The sequence below is a fragment of the Streptomyces sp. NPDC037421 genome (assembly GCF_055602105.1).
This window is the reverse complement of record NZ_JBVJWV010000005.1, coordinates 205,543-223,976: the sequence shown is the minus strand read 5'-3', so window position 1 is coordinate 223,976 and position 18,434 is coordinate 205,543. Positions and strand designations below refer to the sequence as shown.

Sequence of the window (18,434 nt, the reverse complement as noted above, 5' to 3'; positions counted from 1 at the left end):
GACCACTCCACGTGCCGAAACACCCCTCGCCGGACCCGTCACCGGCCGGTTCCGGTTCCTCCTTCACCGTCCTCCACCTCGTCCAGCCCGTCGACGGAGGCGTCGCCCGCGTCGTCACCGACCTCGCACGCGCGCAGACCGCCGCCGGACTGCGCGTACTCGTCGGCTGCCCGCGCGGCGGCCGGCTCGCCGACGCCGCCCGCGACGCCGGAGCCGAGGTGCACACCTGGCGCGCCGGACGCTCCCCCGGACCCGGGCTGCCCGCCGAAGTCCTCGGCGCCGCCCGGCTGATCCAGCGGCTGCGCCCAGACCTGCTGCACGCCCACAGCGCCAAGGCCGGGCTCGCCGGGCGGCTCGCCGTACGCGGCTCCGTGCCGACCGTGTTCCAGCCCCACGCCTGGTCCTTCGACGCCGTCGGCGGCGCCACCGCCGCCCTCGCGCTGCGCTGGGAGCGGGCCGGCGCCCGCTGGGCCGACCGGGTGCTCTGCGTCAGCGAAGCCGAACGCCGGGCCGGCGAGTCCGAGGGCATCACCGCCCGCTGGTCGGTGATCCGCAACGGCGTCGACCTCTCGCTCTTCCGCCCCGCCCGCGGCGCCCGCGACGGCGGCCGCGCCGAAGCCCGCACCGAACTCCGGCTGCCCGACGGCGGACCGCTCGCCGTCTGCGTCGGCCGGCTCTGCCCGCAGAAGGGCCAGGACATCCTGCTGCGCGCCTGGCCGGAGGTACTGGGCACCGTCCCCGGCGCCCGCCTCGCCCTCGTCGGCGACGGCCCCGACGCCGAGCGGCTGCGCCGCACCGCACCCCCCGGCGTCCACTTCGCCGGAGCCGCCGCCGACATCCGACCGTGGCTTCGTGCCGCCGATCTCGTTGTACTGCCGTCGCGGTGGGAAGGCATGGCGCTCGCCCCGCTCGAAGCCATGGCCTGCGGCCGCCCGGTCCTGGTCTCCGACGTCAGCGGTGCCCGGGAGAGCCTGCCGTCCGGCCAGGGACGGCTCTGCCTGGTACCGCCGGAGGACCCGACGGCACTGGCCAAGGCCCTGGGACGGCTGCTCGCCGAACCGCGGCTGCTCACCGAACTCGGGGAGCAGGCCCAGCAGCACGCCCGGACCGAGTTCGACGTGCGGCGGACCACGGACGCGGTCACCGGCCTGTACCACGAACTGCTGGGCAGGCCCCGGCCCTTGAACCAGGAGCGCATCAGCCGATGACGATGGACAGCGCACCCGCCCGGCACACCGGGCAGGGCGGCACGGGGCACGCCGGCGGCAGCGCCTTCGCCCCCGCGGCTCCCGCCGAAACCCGCCGTGCCGTGACCGCCATCCACCCCCCGCGCGGGCCCCGCGTCGACCGGGCCCGCGCCGCCGTCCGGCCGCAGCGGGCCCGCCGCCGCGAAGGCGTCACCGCACTCCTGACCGCCGACGCGCTCGCCGCCGCCGTCACCGCGACCACCCTGCCCGCCGGCACCCTGCCCCCCGAAGCCGTACTGCCCGCCGCCGCCCTGCTCACCGCCCTGCACGCACAGGCCGGGCTCTACCGGCCCCGCCTCGCCCCCTCCGCCCTGCGCGAACTGCCCACCCTGGCCGGACGCGCCACCGTGCTCTGGTGCGGGGCCGCCGCCCTGCTCGCCGCCGCCGCACCACAGCGCGCCCTCGGCTGGAGCGTGCTCCTCGGCGCCGTCTGCCTCCAGGTCGTACTGGCGTGCGCGGGACGCGGGTTCGCCAACCAGCTCCGCCGCCGCGCCGCCGTACGACGGCCCGTCTCGGCGCTCGTGGTCGGCCCCGGCGAGGGCACCGGCGCCGTCGCAGCCGCCCTGCACGGCCGCCCCGAGTACGGACTGCGCCCCGTCGGGATCGCCGACACCGCCGCCCCCGCCGACGGGGACCCCGGCCAGCTCCCCGTCCTCGCCACCCACGAGGACGTCCGGCGCGCCGTCATCCAGAACTCCGTCCGGCACGCCGTCTTCACCTGTCCCCCCGAGGCCGACGAACGCACCGCCTCCCTCGTCCGCCTCTTCCACGACCACGACTGCCGGCTCTGGCTCGCCGACCCCGCCGGGACCGCCAAGGTCACCGGCATGCGCGTCGCGCAGCCCGCCGACCAGCTGTGGGGATACGCCGTACAGCCGCTGCTGCCGCGCCCCTCCCGGCCGCTGGAACGGGCCGCGAAGCGGGCCATCGACTCCGGCCTCGCCGCCCTCGCGCTGCTCGCCGCCGCCCCCGTCATGGGCGCCTGCGCCCTCGCCGTCCGGCTCTCCGACGGACCAGGGGTGATCTTCCGTCAGGAGCGGGTCGGCCTCTACGGACGGCCCTTCACCCTGCTGAAGTTCCGCACCCTGCGCGCCGACGAGCACGAGTCGGCCACCCGCTGGACCGTCGCGGGCGACCGCCGCATGAGCCCGGTCGGCTCCTTCCTGCGCAAGTCCTCGCTGGACGAGCTGCCCCAGCTGTGGAACGTCGTACGGGGTGACATGAGCCTGGTCGGCCCGCGCCCCGAACGCCCCTTCTTCGTCGCCAAGTTCAGCACCGTCCACCCCGGCTACGAAGCCCGCCACCGGATGCCCGTCGGCATCACCGGCCTCGCCCAGATCAACGGGCTGCGCGGCGACACCTCCATCGAGGACCGGGCCCGCTTCGACAACCACTACATCGACACCTGGTCGCTGTGGCAGGACCTGTGGATCCTGGCCCGGACCGCGGCCTCCTTCTTCCGCTTCCGGCTGGGAGGGAGCTGAGCATGAGCCTCGCCGCAACCGCCCCGGCACGGGCCTTCGACGCGGGTGCGCTGCGCCGCCACTGGCCGCTGCTGCCGCTCGCCGCGACCATCCTGTTCCTCCTCGCCCCGCTCCCCGCCGGCGACGCGACCGCCTCCGGCAAGGTCGGGCCGGCCGACGCGGCCTCGCTGCTGCTCGCCCTCGTCTGCGGGATCCAGGCCCTGCGCGGCCGGGTCCGGACCCTGAGCCCGCTCGGCGTGCTCGTGCTCGGCGCCCCGGGCGTCGGGCTCGCGGTGTCCACGATGACCGCCGGTGACCCGTACGCCGCCCTGCCCGGGTTCGTGCGCTACCTCCAGGTCTTCGTGCTCGTCCCGGCGGCCGTGGTGCTGCTGGTGCGCGACGCCCGCGAGTTCCGGATCGCCGCCGGCTGCTTCGTCGTACTGGCCCTGGTCCAGGGAGCGGTGGGGGTCGTGCAGTACGCCACCCACACCGGCGCCTCGTACCAGGGCGAGAACGTCCGCGCCGTGGGCACCTTCGGCCCCGGCGACGTGATGGGCATGGCCACCGTCGTGGCGTACGGGCTCGTCGTCGCGACCGCCGCCGCGCTCGCGCCGGGACTGCCCGAGCGGGTCCGGCGGATCGCCGGGGCCTGCGCCCTCGCGCTGGTGCTGCCGCTGGTGCTGTCCTTCAGCCGGGGCGCCTGGATCGCCACCCTCGGGGCGGCGGTGCTGGTGATGGCCATGGCCGGGATCCGGCGGGCCCTGCGGGTGCTCGTGGCGCTGACCGCGCTGGGCGTGGTCCTCGTCGGCGGGCTCGGGGTGGGCTCCGAGATGGTCGCGGAACGGCTGACCTCGATCACCCAGGTCTCCAGCGCCCCCGACCAGTCGGTGACGGACCGCTACACGATGTGGGCCGCCGCCGAGTCGATGTGGCGGGAGCGCCCGGCCGTCGGGGTGGGCCTCAAGGGCTTCCCCGCGCACCGCGACGGGCACTCCTCGCTGGGGCTGTCCTCCGGCAGCGACACCGGCGGCGCCGGGCAGGCCTTCCTCAAGCAGCCGCTGCTGTCCCCGCACAACATGTACCTCCTCATCCTCAGCGAGCAGGGCCTGATCGGCCTGCTCGCGCTGGCGGGCGGCTGGGCCGCGCTGCTGGTCGCCGGTCTGCGGCGGTGCGCGGTGGGCACCGACCGCGCGGTCCGCGACTGCGGGCTGATCGCGACCGGGCTGTTCGTGTGGCAGCTGACCGACTTCCTGTACGCGGACATCGGCGGCCCGTCCACCGTGCTGACCGGCGTGATCATCGGTCTCGCGGCGTGGTGGGCACTGCCCTCCGGGGGATTCGCGGACGGCTCCGCGCCCGGGCGCGGCCTGCGGGCCGCCGAGGGGCCGGCCGGCCGGTGACCGACACGACTCCCTGGCGGCGGCCCGTGCCCGCGGCGACCGAAGTCGCCGCGGCCACGGGCTCCGCGGGTACCGCCCCGGCCGGACCGCCGGCCGGCCGAGGCCGCACCGGTCCCGCACCGGACCCGGCCCCCGGCCCGGGCACGCCGGATCCCGGAACCCCGGCGGGCGGACCCGCCGCGGCGCCGGGATCCGACGGCCCGGGCCGGGGCGGGACCCCGGGGGAGCAGGGCGCGGCGGACGGGCGCAGGCGCGCACCCGGCGCGCCGGACACGGGCCGAGCAGGGGCGGGAGGTGGCCGGACGATGGCCGAGCCGTGGGGGCCGGACGTGCGGGACGCGGTACGCGACGGAGTACGGCAGGACGCGCGGGCCGACGTACGGGGGGACGCCCCGGTGGGCGCGGGCGTCCGGCGGAGAGTCCCGGAGCCGGGCGGCGCCGGCGGACCGACGGCCTCACCCGCGGGGTCCGGCGCCGGCGGGCGGGTTCCCGCTCGGCGGGGGCGGGGGCGGGGGCGGGGGCAGCAGGGCGGGCGGCCCGGCGCGGGCGGCCCCGGAACCGGTGAGCCCGGCGGCAGCGGGAGCGCTCCGCTCGGGCGGTTCCTCGCCAAGGCCGCCGCCGTCACCGCCGGACTGACCGCAGCCGGGGCCGTGTTCGGGCTCGTACGCGACCAGACCATCGCCCACCTCTTCGGCGCCGGCCACGACAGCGACGCCTTCCTCATCTCCTGGACCGTCCCCGAGATGGCCTCGACGCTCCTCATCGAGGACGCCATGGCCCTGCTGATGGTCCCCGCCTTCAGCCACGCCCTCGCCCGCCGGGCCGCCAGCCGGGCCGGGCTCACCCGCATGGAAGCCCGCGCGGCCGACCCCGTACGGCTCCTCGTCGGCGCGACCCTGCCCCGGCTCGCCGTGTTCCTCGCCGCCGTGGCCTCCGTACTCGTCGTCGCCGCACCGCTCGTCGTCGGCGTCCTCGCACCCGGCCTGCCCGACCCCGGACTCGCCGTCCAGTGCACCCGGCTGACAGCCCTCACCGTCATCACCTTCGGCCTCGCCGGGTACTTCAGCGCCGCGCTGCGCGCCCACCGCTCGTTCCTGCCGCCCGCCGCGATCTACGTCTCGTACAACGTCGGGATCATCGGCACCATGGTCGCCCTCCACACCCTGTGGGGGGTCCGGGCCGCCGCCGCCGGGGTCGCCGCCGGCGGGCTGCTGATGGTCCTCGTCCAGCTGCCCGCCTTCATCCGCAACGTCGGCTTCGCCCCCAGCCGTGCCAAGGGCGCCCCGCGCAGCCAGCGGGACCGCGACCGGCCCACCCTCATCGCCTTCGGGGTCATCGCCCCCGTCATCTTCTTCGCGGTCTTCCGCCAGTCACAGGTCCTCGTCGAACGCTTCCTCGCCGCCTCCCTCCCGCCCGGCGCCATCTCGCACCTCAACTACGCGCAGAAGGTCGCGCAGATGCCGATGGTGCTGTCCCTGATGATCTGCACCGTCACCTTCCCCGTGGTCGCCCAGGCCATGGCCGGCGGGGAACGCGAGAAGGCCCGCCGGCGGGTGGAGCAGGACCTGGCGCTGGCCTCGCTCGCCGTCCTCATGGGCACCGCACTCGTCATCGGCTACGCCCCGCAGATCATCCAGGTCCTCTTCGAACGCGGCGCCTTCACCCACCAGGACACCCTCGCCACCGCCTCCGCGATGCGGGTCTACGGCCTCGGCCTCCTCGGCCACTGCCTCGTCGGCGCGCTGTCCCGGCCCTTCTTCTCGACCGCCCGGCCCACCTGGTTCCCGGCGCTCGCGATGGGCGCCGGACTCCTCGTCAACATCGTCGCCGGAGCCCTCGCCGTCGGCTGGTGGGGCACCTACGGCATCGCCGCCGCCAACGCCGCCGGCATCTCCACCGCCGCCGCCATGCTCCTCACCGGCCTCGGCTCCCGCATCATCGCCATCCAGGTCCGCCGGGTCGCCGTCAGCATCGGCCGGCTCGCCGTCGCGGCCGCCGCCGCCTGTGGCACGGGCTGGCTCGCCGGCCCGATGATCGCCGACCCGCTCGTCAGCGCCGCCCTCGGCTGCCTGCTCGTCCCCGCCATGTTCGGAGCCACCGGAATGGCCATACGGGCACTGGAGATCACCGCCCTGCCCGGCCAGATCGCCCAGCTCGGCTCCCACACCACCGCCCGGATCACCCAGCTCACCCAGAGGTTCCGCAATGCCCGCTGACACCGAAACGGCCCCCGACGCCGTGACGGGCCCCGCCCACCGGAACACGTCCCCGTGGGTCCTGATGTACCACTCGGTCGCCGAGTTCACCGACCCCGCCGAGGACCCGTACGGGATCACCGTCACCCCGGCCGCCCTGGAGGCCCAGCTGCTGTGGCTGCGCGCCCGCGGGCTGCGCGGGGTCGGCGTCGGCGAACTGCTGCGGGCCCGCGCCGCCGGGCGCGGCCGCGGACTCGTCGGGCTCACCTTCGACGACGGCTACGCCGACTTCCTGACCCGCGCCCTGCCCCTGCTGCGCCGCCACGACTGCACGGCCACCCTGTTCGTGCTGCCCGGCCGGCTCGGCGTCGACAACGTCTGGGACCCGCTGGGCCCGCGCAAGCCGCTGCTCACCGCCGAGCAGATCCGCGAAGTCGCCGCCGCGGGACAGGAGATCGGCTCCCACGGGCTGCTCCACCAGGACCTCACCGCCGCCCCCGACGACGTCCTCCAGCAGGAGCTGCGCGGCAGCCGCGAGCTGATCCGGGAACTGACCGGCACCCTCCCCGAGGGGTTCTGCTACCCGTACGGGCACCTCGACGCCCGGGTCGTCGAAGCCTCCCGCGCCGCCGGCTACGACTACGCCTGCGCGATCTCCCCCGGCCGGCTCGCCGGCCGGCACGCCCTGCCCCGCACCCACGTCAGCCAGGCCGACGGGCCCGCGCGGCTGCGCGTCAAGCAGCTGCGGCACGAGGCGCGGGAGCTGCGCAGGAGGGTGCTGCGGTGAAGGACGTCAAGGAGGTCAAAGACGTCAAGGACGTGAAGGCCCTGCACGTCATCACCGGACTGGGCGTCGGCGGCGCCGAGCAGCAACTGCGGCTGCTGCTGCGGCACATGCCGATGCCCTGCGACGTGCTGACGCTGACCAACCCCGGCCCCGTCGCCGAGGGGCTGCGGGCCGACGGGGTCCGGGTCGTGCACCTGGGCATGCGCGGCAACCGCGACCTCGGCGCACTGCCGCGGCTGGTCCGGTTCATCCGGCGCGGCCGCTACGACCTCGTCCACACCCACCTCTACCGGGCCTGCGTGTACGGGCGCCTCGCGGCCCGGCTCGCCGGCGTCCCGGCGGCGGTGGCCACCGAACACTCCCTCGGCGAGGGCGAGATCGAGGGCCGTCCGCTCACCGGCGGGGTACGCGCCCTGTACCTGGCGAGCGAACGGCTCGGCGCGGCCACCGTCGCCGTCTCCGGAACGGTCGCCGCCCGGCTGGAGGGGTGGGGCGTGCCCGCCGCCCGGGTGCACGTGGTCCCGAACGGGATCGAGGCCGCCCGCTTCCGCTTCGACGAGGGCGTACGCCGCGCCGCCCGGACCCGGACCGGGCTGCCCGAACGCGCCTTCGTGGTGGGCGGGGTGGGACGCCTGGTGCCGGGCAAGCGGTTCGACGTACTCGTCAGGGCCGTCGCGGCACTTCCCGGCGCGCACCTGCTGCTGGCCGGGGACGGTCCCGAACGGGCCGCGCTGCGGATGCTCGCCGCCGAACTGGGCGCCCAGAGCCGGATCCACCTGCTGGGCGAGCGCGACCCGCTGGGCGACAGCCCCGACGGGCGCACCCCCGGGATCCCCGCCCTGCTGGCCGCCATGGACGTCTTCGTCTCCCCGTCGCGGGAGGAGGCGTTCGGGCTCGCCGTCGTCGAGGCGCTGGCCGCCGGGCTGCCCGTGCTGCACGTGACCTGCCCCGCCATCGACGACCTGCCCGCCGTCCAGGCCCCCGGGGCCCGGCGGATCGGCACCGGCACGGAGGAACTGGTCGCCGCGCTGCGCGGGCACATGGAGGCGGGCGCGCGCCGGCTCCCGCCGCCCCCGGTGGTGCGCCGGTACGACATCGCGCGCACCGCCGCGCAGCTGCTGGACGTCTACGCCCTCGCGCTCGCCGGGCCGGGGCCGCTGCCCGCGGCGCGCCCGCAGGACTCCGCGCCCGTGCCGGTGCGCGCGTCGGCCGCGCCCGCGCCCGTGCCCGGCCCCGCGGGCGGGCCGGGCGACCGCGGCCCCGCGCCGGCCGCGGACCCGGCACCCCGGACTCCCCCAGCCCCCGCTGGGAGGTGCCCCCAGGCGGGGCCGGCTCTCGCCGAACCCGGCGGGGACGGCTGATCCCCCCCTCTCTCCACCCCCGGCCAGGGGAACGGCCGGGACCACACGAACCCCCCTCCACCCAGGAAGGCACCGCACATGGCCGACACCCCCGACCAGAAGAAGTCCGACCACCGCTCCGAGCGCAAGCGCCGGCTCCTGCCGCCGCCCGCCTGGTGGCCGCTGCCCGCCTGCGCCCTGCTCGGACTGGCCGCGGGCGGCGCGTACGGGGTGCTCAAGGCCCCCGAGTACGCCGCCACCAGCTACGTCGTGGCCGTACCGAACGAGACCACCGAGCCGGCCACCGCCCTCGGCTTCGCCCAGGCCTACGGCCGGATCGCGACCAGCAGCTCCACCCTCGCCTACGCCCAGCCCCGCGCCGGCATCAGCGCCCAGCGGCTGCGCACCCAGGTCCTCGCCGAGACCTCCCCCGACTCACCGATGATCGCCATCACCGGCACATCCAAGAGCCCCTCCGAGGCCGCCGACATCGCCAACGCCGTCGCCGACGCCCTCTCGCTGAGCAGCAACCAGGCCGCGAAGAACACCGGCGTGCAGCTGCTGCTGTTCAACCAGGCCGTCGCGCCCAGCGACCCCGCGTCCCCGTCCGCCCCCGTCAGCGGCGCCGTCGGACTGTGCGCCGGCGGGCTCCTCGGCGGGCTGTGGATGCTGGCCCGCCCGGCCCGCCGCAAGGAGCAGGGCACGGGCCGCCCGGCGGTGGAGGAGTACGCCTCGCTGCCCGCCCAGGGCGAGCACACCGAAACCAAGGAGAAGGAGTCCGTGCGATGACGCAGGGCTCCGCCGGGGCCCTGACGGTGACACTGTGCCGAGACCCCCGGCAGTTCGCCGCGCTGGAGGAGTCCTGGAACCGGCTCCTCCGGAACTGCCCCACCGCCACGCCCTTCCAGAGCCACGCCTGGCTGCACTCCTGGTGGCTGTCGTACGGGAAGGACGGCCGGCTCCGGGTCCTGCTCGTGCGGCGCGGCGAGGAACTGGTCGGCGCGGCCGCGCTGATGCTCGTACACCGGCCGCTGCCGCGGCTGGTGCCGCTCGGCGGGCCGATCACCGACTACTTCGACGTGCTCGTCGCCGCCGAGTACGCCGATCAGGTCGTGCCGGCCCTGGCCAACGGGCTGCACCGGGCCGCCCGCGCCGCCGTCGTCGACCTGCGCGAGGTGCGCCCCGGGGCCGCAGCGGAGGCGCTGTACGAGGCATGGCCCGGGGTCGCCGCCAAGGCCGCCGACTCCACCTGCATGGAGCTGCCCGCGCTGCCCTTCGACCAGCTCGTCAAGCGGATGCCGGCCTCCGGAGCGCAGCGCGTGCGGGCCAAGCTGCGCAAGACGGACGCCGCCGGGATCGAGGAGCACGAGGTCACCGAGCGGGAGGTGCCGCAGGCCGTACGCACCCTGCTGCGGCTCCACGAGAAGCAGTGGCGGGGCCGCGGGGTGACCCCCGAGCACCTGAGGCCCCGCTTCGCCGAGCACCTGACCCGGGCCACCCGGCGGATGGTGCGGGCGGGGGAGGGCCGGCTCACCGAGTTCCGGCTGGACGGGAAGGTGGTGGCGGCCAACGTGACGCTGCTGTCGGCCGCGCTGAGCGGGGGCTACCTGTACGGCGCCGACCCGGACCTGCGCGAGCGGAAGGTGGACGTCGCGACCCTGCTGCTGCGCTACGAGGCGGGCCGGGCCCTGGAGGAGGGCCGGCCGGTGGTGAGCTTCCTGCGCGGCAACGAGCCGTACAAGAACCACTGGCGGCCCGAGACGGTGGTCAACCAGCGCCTGCTGCTGGCCACGCACGCGCTCGCGCCCCTGCTGCGGCTGCACGAGTCGCAGATCACGGGGCGCGAGCGGGCGGTGGACGCGCTGCGCGAGGCGCTGCCGGCCGCCCGGGACTGGCGGGCGCGGCTGAACGAACTGCGGGTCCGATGACCCGTCTAGAAGGGCCAGAAGCCGGAGTCCTTGCCCCAGTCGAAGCGGAAGCAGAGCGACTGGTTGCCGAGGAGGCTGTTCAGCCACTCCCCGAAGTCGAGCGGGAGGCACCACTGCCTGCTGTCGTTGGGCTGGGGCCTCGGCTCGGGCTTGGGCTCGGGCCTGGGCGGCTGGGTGGGCTGCGTGGGCTGGGGCCTGGGTGCCAGGGGGCTCGGGGACAGCACCGGAGGGGCGGGCACCGAGACCTCGGGGGACGGCTCCGGGGCCGGCTCGGGCGGGAGCACGGGCGGGACCGTGACCTCCGGCGACGGGGTGACGGGCACCGGTTCCGGGACGGCCGGTGGGGGCTCGGCGGGCGCGGGAGCCGGGTCTACCGGTGCCGGGCCGACCGGCGGCACGGAGGCCTCGGGGGCCGGTGTCGGGGTCTGCGGGGCGGGCACGTCGGGCTTGGGCGCCTGGGGCTTGGGGGCTTCGGGCTTGGGCACGTCCGGCTTGGGTGCCTCGGGCTTGGGGGCGTCCGGCTTCGGGGCATCCGGTGTCGGGAAATGCGGCGTCGGGAAATGCGGCGTCGGGACCTGGGGCACCGGGACCTGGGGCACCGGGACCTGGGGCACCGGGACCTGGGGCACCGGGACCTGGGGCACCGGGACCTGGGGCACCGGGATGTCCGGCTTGGGGACCACCGGGGGCGTCGGGACCGCGGGCGGCGATGGGACGTGCGGGGTCGGCTCGGACGGCCTGTGCTCGCCCATCGCCTCGCGGAAGACCTTCGCCGACTGCGGGTTCTGCTTGCACCGCCAGACGCCGTGCGGGCAGTAGTCGGTGATGGTGTGGTAGAGCGGCTTGTGCTGGTCGATCCACTTCAGCATCTGCCGGACGTACTCCGGATTGTCCCCGTTCCGGAACAGCCCCCACTCCGGGTACGAGATCTCCTTGCCGTGTGCTTTCGCGAAATCAACGTGCTGCTGGAGCCCGTACGGCTGGCGGACGTGCTCCTCGAAGGTCCGTCCCGGACCCTGGTCGTACGAATCCATGCCGATGACGTCGACCACGTCGTCGCCCGGGTAGCACTTGGTCCAGCCGATCGCGTCCGTCCCCCGGTTGGGGGCGAAATCGAACTTGAACCGCTGCCCGGGGACGGAGCGCATCGTGTTGACGATGCGTTTCCAGTACACCTTCCAGTTCTGCGGGTCGGGCCCGCAGCGGTGGGTGTACGTGGTGCCGTTCATCTCCCAGCCGAGCACGATCACCGTGTCCGGGACGCCCAGGGTAACCAGCCGCTCGGCGAGCTTGCGGAAGTGCCGGTCGTACTGGCCCTCCGCGCCGGCCCGGATCAGCTGGACCACCTGCCAGTCCGGCACCCGGTCCTCGTTGCGGGCCTGCATGGGCACGTTGAGCACGAACATCCGGTCGTCCTCGGCCCGGCGCCACTCGGCCCAGTCCGCGAGGAAGTTCACGCCGCCCTCGATGCCCGGCCACTGGTCGCCGGGGAGATAGGTGTGCCCGACCCGGATCTCCCTGCCGCCGAGCCAGTGCGACAGGTAGGGGATGCGGGCGACCCCGGGCGGCCCGTAGCCGAGGTAGGCGCCCATGGCGGTGCCGGAGCTCCTGGGGGGCTCGTCGTCCGGGGCCGCGAGCGCGGCGCCGGTGGCGAGCAGCCCGGCCGTGACCGTACCGACGCAGGTGCTCACCAGGCGGTGGCGTGGTCTGGGCATGGCGTCTCCCGAGCTTTCGCGAACCGGTGTGCTTGCAAAAGACGTTAGACATCAGATCTGACGAATGGCCTGTCCGGTGGCCGCTGGGTAGGCCATTCGCAGGTGCGCATCTTCTCCGCTTGGTCCGACTAGGTGAAAGACACCGTTCCCATGAACGCGTTCGACGGCCATGTGCCCGCTGTTCTGCTCAGACTCGATCGGAATCCGTTCCACCACGGAACCCTCGGCGCCGTCAGATCCCTGGGGCGCAAGGGCGTGGAGGTCCATGCCGTCGTCGAAGCCGGGGGAGGTCCCGTGGGGCGTTCGCGCTATCTGCGCGCCGTGCACGCCGGCCCTGCGGGCGGGCTGGATGCGGAGGAGCCCGAGGCGCTGCTGGAGTGCCTGGTCGGGGTGTCGGAGCGGATCGGGCGGCCGGCGGTGCTCGTGGCCATGGACGACATGAGCGCGATCGCCGTGTCCCGGGTCGCGCCGATGCTGACGGACCGTTTCCGGATCCCCCATCAGCCCGACGACCTGCCCGCCCGGGTGGCGGACAAGGCGGAGCTGTCGCGGCTGTGCGCCCGCTGGGGCGTCCCGCACCCGGAGACCGTGATCCCGGCGAGCGGCGGCGAGGCGGCCCGGGCCGCGTGGCGGCTGGGGCTGCCGGTGGTGGCGAAGTGGAGCCGGCCGTGGCTGCTGCCGGCCGGTGCCGGGCTGCGGAGCACCGTTCTGGTCAACACGGCCGCCGACGCACGCCGGTTGTACGAGCGCTCCGCCGAAGCCGGGAGCCGGCTGCTGCTCCAGCGGTTCCTGCCCGCGGGGCCGGACACCGACTGGTTCTTCCACGGGGCCTTCGCCCGGGGCGGGCGGCCGCTGCTGGCCGGCTCGGGCCGCAAGGAGCTGTCCTGGCCGGTGCGGACCGGGCTGACGGCGGTGGGGCGCTGGCTGCCGGACCCGGCGGTGGAGGAGTCGGCGCTGCGGCTCGCGGAACGGCTCGGCTACCAGGGGATCCTGGACCTCGACTTCCGTCGGGACGAGTGCGGCACCTTCCGCCTGGTGGACTTCAACCCGCGTCCGGGCGCGCAGTTCAGGCTGTTCGCCGACGACTCGGGGCTGGACGTGGTCCAGGCCATGTACCTGGATCTGACGGGTCAGCGGGTGCCGGCGCCGGCGGGCGGGCCCGGGCGGGTCTTCGTCGCGGAGAACTACGCGCTGCTGGCCGCCGTACGGGGCCGCGCGCTGCCGCGCCGCGCCGCCGCCGCGCCCGCTCCGGCGGGTCCGGCGGAGACCGCGTCCGGGGAGCGGGGCCGTGACGCGCGGCCCGGCGCGGTCCGGGTGCTGCCGCGCGGGGAGCGGGGGCGGGTGGAGGCGGCCTGGTTCGCCCTCGACGACCCGTGGCCGTTCCTGGCGATGCTCGGCGCCTTCCTGGGGCGCGGCTTCGGCAAGGGGGCCCGCGCCCTGCGGGGTGTCCCCGCGCAGGGGCGGCGTACGGTCCGCGCGGTGCGGGCGCCGCGCCAGCGCGGCGGCGAACGGTCGTGGCCGCGGTCCCAGTCCCCGGGGCCGGCGGCCGGCCAGGTCCCGCCGGGGGCGCCGGGGGTGCCGGGGGCTTCGGCGGAGCCGGACGAGCTGGTGAGCCGGTGATGCGGTGACGCCGTGATATGTGACGCGGCGTCGTGTTCCGGCGGTGCGGTGACGCGGTGACGCGGTGGTGTCGTACCGCGGTGTCGTGGTGACCCGGCAACGCGGTGACTTGGTGACGCGGTGACTTGGTGACTCGGTGGCGATCTGGTGGAAGGAGTGGCCGTGAGGCGGACGGACGATCTCGTGGTGGTCGGCGCCGGCCCGTACGGGCTGTCGATCGCCGCGCACGCGGCGGCGGCCGGGCTCGGGGTACGGGTACTGGGCCGGCCCATGGCGTCCTGGCGGGACCACATGCCCGAGGGCATGTACCTGAAGTCGGAGCCCTGGTCCTCCAGCCTCTCCGCGCCCGGCGGCCGCTACACCCTGGCCGACTACTGCGCCACCCGGGGCCTGGCCGCCGAGCACGGCAACCCTTTGCCCATCGGCACCTTCAGCGCGTACGGGCTCTGGTTCGCCCGGCACGCCGGCCTGCCCGAGGTGGAGGAGGCCACCGTCACCGAGGTCTCCCCGCAGGGCGACGGCTTCCTCGTCCGCACCGCCGACGGGCCGCCGCTGCTCGCCCGTACGGTGGCCCTGGCCGTCGGGGTGATGCCCTTCACGCACTACCCCGAGGCGCTGCGCGAGCTGCCCCCGGGCCACTACTCGCACAGCAGCGGCCACCGTGACCTGTCCCGCTTCGCCGGGCGCGAGGTCGCCGTCCTGGGAGCCGGGCAGGCCGCGCTGGAGACTGCCGCGCTGCTCGCCGAGGCGGGAGCCCGGCCGTGTCTGGTGGCCCGGCGGTCCCGGCTGAACTGGAACACCGTCCCGCAGCCGCTGGAGCGGCCGCTGGCCCGGGCCCTGCGCGACCCGCACAGCGGTCTCGGCACCGGCTGGCGCAGCTGGGTGTGGTCGGAGCTGCCGTGGGCGGTGCGGCGGCTGCCCGCGCCGACGCGCGAGCGGATCGCCGCCACGGCGCTGGGGCCCGCCGGGGCGTGGTGGCTGCGGGACCGCTTCGAGCGGCGGGTGCCCGCGCTGATGGGGCACCGGCTGAACCGGGCGGTGGCGGTGGGCGGCCGTACCCGGCTGGGGCTGACGACGGCGGCCGGCGAGTCCGTCGTACTGGACACCGCGCACGTCATCGCGGCGACCGGGTTCACCCCGCGGCTGGACCGGCTGGAGCTGCTCGACGCGCGGCTGCGGGCCGCGCTGGCCACGGTGGGCGAGAGCGGCACGCCGGAGCTGAGCGCGGGCTTCGAGTCCTCCTGGCCGGGGCTGTTCTTCGCGGGACTGCTGACGGCTCCCTCATTTGGACCTTCCATGCGATTCGTGCACGGCGCGGGGTTCACGGCGGGGAGACTGGTGAAGGGAGTCCGCAAGCGCCTCGGCGCCCGGGGTCCGCTGCCGGGCTCCTCCGGCGCTGCCCGGCCGGTCCGGGCCGCCGCCGGGCGACCGGAGACGTATCTACGCTGAGATCCACCTGAGAGGGGTCCGCGATGGGCGCGGAGCGAGCACAGGGCGGCCGTGGCTGGGTGCGCATCCCCGCCAGCCGCGGGGAACAGCCCACGGCCAGGACGGCCGCGGGCCAGCCGCCCAGGACGGCCGCGGGCCCGCCGCCCCGGGCGGCGGCCGGCACACCGTACGGATGGCGGCCCTCCGGCCATTTCGGGGCCGGCGACCAGCCCTCGATCTACCTCTCCCTCGTCAAGCGGTGGCGGGAGGCCGGGCGCACCCTTCCGGGGCATCCTGACGAGGAGTGGGAGCGGCTCATCTCCCAGCCGTGCTGGCCAGGCCGTTAGGTGGTGTGTCTCTCGTGGCAGCGGCGGAGCGCGACGAACCGGAACGCGGCACTCCAAGGCCGGTGACGGGCCCGGGGGAGCGGCTCGCGCTCAACGGCATGGGCAGCTTCGAATGGGACCTGGACGCGGGCACCCTCACCCTGGACGAGGCCGGCCTGGCCGTCTTCGACCTGGAGCCGGCCGAGTTCGACCACACCCCCGAGGCCCTCGGCGCGCGGATCCCGCCGGACGACGCGGCCCGGCTCTCGGACACCGTGACCGCGGTGCTGGAGGCCGGCGGGTCGACGTACGGCTCGTACTTCACGGTGCGCCGGCGCGACGGCCGCGACCAGTGGACCCACACCACGGGCCGGGTGCTGCGCGACGAGGACGGACGGCCCCTGCGGATCGCCGGGATCGTCCGCGACGCCACCGCCGAGCTCGCCCACGCGACGGTGCTGCGGAAACTGGAGACCGCCCGCACCCAGCAGGCCGCCATCGTGCAGCGCACCACCGAGGCCCTCTCGCGGGCGGTGACGGTCGACGACGTGACGGCCGCCCTGACCGGGGCGGGCGCGCTGGAACGGCTCGGTGCGGACGGGCTGGCGCTGGGCCTCGTCGAGAACGGCACCATCAAGATCATCGCGCTCAGCGGGGAGACGCTGGAGATCCTCAGCGAGCGCAAATTCACCCGCCTGGACGGATCACTGCCGCTCTCCCAGGCCATCCTGAGCCGGCAGGCACGTTTCGTCACCTCGCTCACCGAACTCGCCGGCGAGTTCCCGCTGCTCGCCGACTACCTGCGCCGCATCCACTACGACGCGGCCGCCTACCTCCCCCTGATCGCCCAGGCCAAGGCCATCGGCGGACTCGTGCTCTTCTACCGCCGGCGCACCGAGTTCAGCCCCGAGGAACGCAACCTGTGCCTGGGCCTGGCCGGCATCGTCGCCCAGTCCCTCCAGCGGGCACTCCTCTTCGACCAGGAACGGGAGTTCGCCACCGGCCTCCAGGCCGCCATGCTGCCCCGCCGCATCCCCGACATCACCGGCGGCGAGATCGCCGTCCGCTACCACTCCGCCTGGAGCGGGCGCGAGGTCGGCGGCGACTGGTACGACGTGATCGCCCTGCCCCGCGACCGCGTCGGCATCGTCGTCGGCGACGTACAGGGCCACGACACCCACGCCGCCGCCATCATGGGCCAGCTGCGCATCGCGCTCCGCGCCTACGCCGGCGAGGGCCACCCGCCCTCAACCGTCCTCGCGCGGGCCTCCCGCTTCCTCGCCGAACTCGACACCGAACGCTTCGCCACCTGCATGTACGCACAGGTCGACCTGGAGACCGGAGGCGTACGGGCCGTCCGCGCCGGCCACCTCGGCCCGCTGATCCGCCACACGGACGGCCGAACCGGCTGGCCCAACGTCCGCGGCGGCCTCCCCCTCGGCCTGGCCTCCGTCTTCGAACAGGAGGACTTCCCCGAGACCCGCCTCGACCTGGTGCCCGGCGAGACGCTCGTGCTGTGCACCGACGGGCTCGTGGAGGAACCGGGCACCACCATCACCGCCGGCATGGACGCCCTCGCCCACGCCGTCCGCAGCGGCCCCCAGGGCGCCGGCGCCCTCGCGGACCACCTCCTGGACCGGCTCTGGGAACGCTGGGGCTCCGGCGACGACGTGGCCCTGCTCGTACTGCGCCGCGCCCCGGACCCCGGCACCCACCGGGCGCCGCGGATCCACCAGTACGTCCACCAGGCCGACCCCGAGGGGCTGTCCGAGGCCCGCTACGCCCTGCGGCAGGCCCTGCGCGACTGGGGCATGGCCGAACTCGCCGACGACGTCGAGCTCGCCGCGGGGGAGTTGCTGGTCAACGCCCTGCTGCACACCGACGGCGGGGCGGTGCTGACCATGGAGGTGCTGCCCGAGCCGGTGCGGCGGATCCGGCTGTGGGTCAAGGACCGCTCCAGCGTGTGGCCGCGCCGGCGCACCCCGGGCGAGGCGGCCACCACGGGGCGGGGGCTGCTGCTGGTGGACGCCCTGGCCACGCACTGGGGAGTGGAGTCCCGGGGCGACGGGAAGGCCGTCTGGTGCGAGTTCGACGCCGGAGGCACCCCGCGCGGCACGGGATGACGGGGCACGGCGTGACCGGACGGTCACGCCGGGTTGTGGGGTCCGGGGCGCGGGGTGATGATGCCGCCATGGAACGGATGCTGGTTCTTCGGGACGTGCCGGTCTTCCAGGGCGCCCCGCTGCTGATGGGGGTATGGTGCGCCGCCTGACCAGGGGCGCGGTCACGGGGATCGTGGCGACGCTGGCGGTACTGCTGGTGGCTGCCGGGGGCCAGGCGGTCGTCGACTGGACGACGGGGCGTCCGCACACGGACCCCGGATGCCAGACGGTCGCGTTCATGTCGATGACGGGCGTCGCGCCCGAGTGCCGGTAGCGGCGGCTACCGCACCCGCGCGGCCGGCCGCGCTCCCTACGGGTGTTCGACGATCTCGATCTCCTGGTCGTCCCGCGCGACCGTGTCGATGGCGCGGGGCATCAGACCCGAGAAGTGGATCTCCTGGAGCTCCGCGACGGCCCTGGCGGCGCCCGGGTGGATGCCACCGGTGAGCGGGCTGCCGGCCACCCACTCGTGCTCGGCGCCGTCGCAGACGACCTCGCCCGCGCCGATGCTCAGCCGGGTGCCGTCCTGGATGACGGTGGCCTTGATCTGAACCGCCCCCGAGGGTGACGCGGCCTCGCAGTGGTAGGTGCCGGAAAGGGTGATGGAACCGTCCCCGGCGATGTGAGCTTCCGACTGTACGGAAATTCCCTGATTGAAAACGGTGGCGTGGGCGGGAGCCGTGAACAGGGTGGTCGCGGCCAGGGCGGAGAAGGCCCCCAGGGCCATTCGGCGGGCGGACGTGCGCATTTTTCCTCCAGGTGGGAGCGGGCGGCGGGAATCCACCGGAACGCATTGTGCTGGCAATTGGCGGGCGACTCCTTC

The 18,434-nt window shown here is 75.5% G+C and carries 15 protein-coding genes; 13 read left to right on the top strand and 2 right to left on the bottom strand.

All coding sequences use genetic code 11. From position 1 onward, the window contains the following. Positions 1-11 precede the first annotated feature (11 nt). The 8 genes from ACZ7IF_RS10300 (at position 12) to ACZ7IF_RS10265 (ending at position 10,360) form a co-directional block, all read left to right on the top strand. On the top strand, positions 12-1,208 hold the full coding sequence (locus tag ACZ7IF_RS10300; protein WP_470966164.1) for a glycosyltransferase family 4 protein: 1,197 nt from the start codon (positions 12-14) through the stop codon (positions 1,206-1,208). Further along, complete coding sequence (locus ACZ7IF_RS10295) at positions 1,205-2,731, top strand: exopolysaccharide biosynthesis polyprenyl glycosylphosphotransferase (protein WP_470966158.1); 1,527 nt, start codon at positions 1,205-1,207, stop codon at positions 2,729-2,731. Before ACZ7IF_RS10300 ends, ACZ7IF_RS10295 begins: the two co-directional genes overlap by 4 nt. Before the next feature lie 2 nt (positions 2,732-2,733). Beyond that, complete coding sequence (locus ACZ7IF_RS10290) at positions 2,734-4,110, top strand: O-antigen ligase family protein (RefSeq protein WP_470966154.1); 1,377 nt, start codon at positions 2,734-2,736, stop codon at positions 4,108-4,110. Positions 4,111-4,415: 305 nt separating this feature from the next. Then, complete coding sequence (gene murJ, locus ACZ7IF_RS10285; RefSeq protein ID WP_470966149.1) at positions 4,416-6,326, top strand: murein biosynthesis integral membrane protein MurJ; 1,911 nt, start codon at positions 4,416-4,418, stop codon at positions 6,324-6,326. Then, entirely contained in the window at positions 6,316-7,092 is a 777-nt protein-coding gene (locus ACZ7IF_RS10280; RefSeq protein ID WP_470966145.1) for a polysaccharide deacetylase family protein, read from the top strand. Before murJ ends, ACZ7IF_RS10280 begins: the two co-directional genes overlap by 11 nt. A gap of 32 nt (positions 7,093-7,124) precedes the next feature. Continuing rightward, positions 7,125-8,453, top strand: a complete 1,329-nt coding sequence (locus tag ACZ7IF_RS10275) for a glycosyltransferase (RefSeq protein WP_470966793.1) — start codon at positions 7,125-7,127, stop codon at positions 8,451-8,453. A 78-nt stretch (positions 8,454-8,531) separates the two neighbouring features. Next, on the top strand, positions 8,532-9,221 hold the full coding sequence (locus tag ACZ7IF_RS10270) for a YveK family protein (protein ID WP_470966138.1): 690 nt from the start codon (positions 8,532-8,534) through the stop codon (positions 9,219-9,221). Beyond that, the gene (locus ACZ7IF_RS10265) at positions 9,218-10,360 is read left to right on the top strand and encodes a GNAT family N-acetyltransferase (protein ID WP_470966133.1); all 1,143 of its coding nucleotides are present in this window, start codon (positions 9,218-9,220) and stop codon (positions 10,358-10,360) included. The genes ACZ7IF_RS10270 and ACZ7IF_RS10265 overlap by 4 nt, the downstream gene beginning before the upstream one ends. 5 nt (positions 10,361-10,365) lie before the next feature. On the opposite strand, the gene ACZ7IF_RS10260 is transcribed toward ACZ7IF_RS10265, so the two are convergent. Beyond that, positions 10,366-12,075 carry a glycoside hydrolase family 26 protein gene (locus tag ACZ7IF_RS10260; protein ID WP_470966129.1) on the bottom strand — a complete coding sequence of 570 codons (1,710 nt, stop codon included), beginning with the start codon at positions 12,073-12,075 and terminating at the stop codon, positions 10,366-10,368. Positions 12,076-12,225: 150 nt separating this feature from the next. Here ACZ7IF_RS10260 and ACZ7IF_RS10255 point away from each other — a divergent pair, with 150 nt between their 5' ends. From ACZ7IF_RS10255 to ACZ7IF_RS10235, 5 genes are all read left to right on the top strand, one after another. Beyond that, complete coding sequence (locus ACZ7IF_RS10255; protein WP_470966124.1) at positions 12,226-13,695, top strand: carboxylate--amine ligase; 1,470 nt, start codon at positions 12,226-12,228, stop codon at positions 13,693-13,695. 162 nt (positions 13,696-13,857) lie between these two features. Further along, positions 13,858-15,144, top strand: coding sequence for an NAD(P)-binding domain-containing protein (locus ACZ7IF_RS10250; protein WP_470966119.1), 1,287 nt, complete (start codon positions 13,858-13,860; stop codon positions 15,142-15,144). A gap of 23 nt (positions 15,145-15,167) precedes the next feature. Beyond that, entirely contained in the window at positions 15,168-15,470 is a 303-nt protein-coding gene (locus ACZ7IF_RS10245; protein ID WP_470966113.1) for a hypothetical protein, read from the top strand. Positions 15,471-15,484: 14 nt separating this feature from the next. After that, positions 15,485-17,572, top strand: coding sequence for a SpoIIE family protein phosphatase (locus tag ACZ7IF_RS10240; protein ID WP_470966788.1), 2,088 nt, complete (start codon positions 15,485-15,487; stop codon positions 17,570-17,572). A 133-nt stretch (positions 17,573-17,705) separates the two neighbouring features. Continuing rightward, on the top strand, positions 17,706-17,885 hold the full coding sequence (locus ACZ7IF_RS10235; RefSeq protein WP_470966107.1) for a hypothetical protein: 180 nt from the start codon (positions 17,706-17,708) through the stop codon (positions 17,883-17,885). 36 nt (positions 17,886-17,921) lie between these two features. Here the strand turns inward: ACZ7IF_RS10235 and ACZ7IF_RS10230 are convergent, their stop codons facing one another. After that, complete coding sequence (locus ACZ7IF_RS10230) at positions 17,922-18,359, bottom strand: DUF6299 family protein (protein WP_470966102.1); 438 nt, start codon at positions 18,357-18,359, stop codon at positions 17,922-17,924. Positions 18,360-18,434 lie beyond the last annotated feature (75 nt).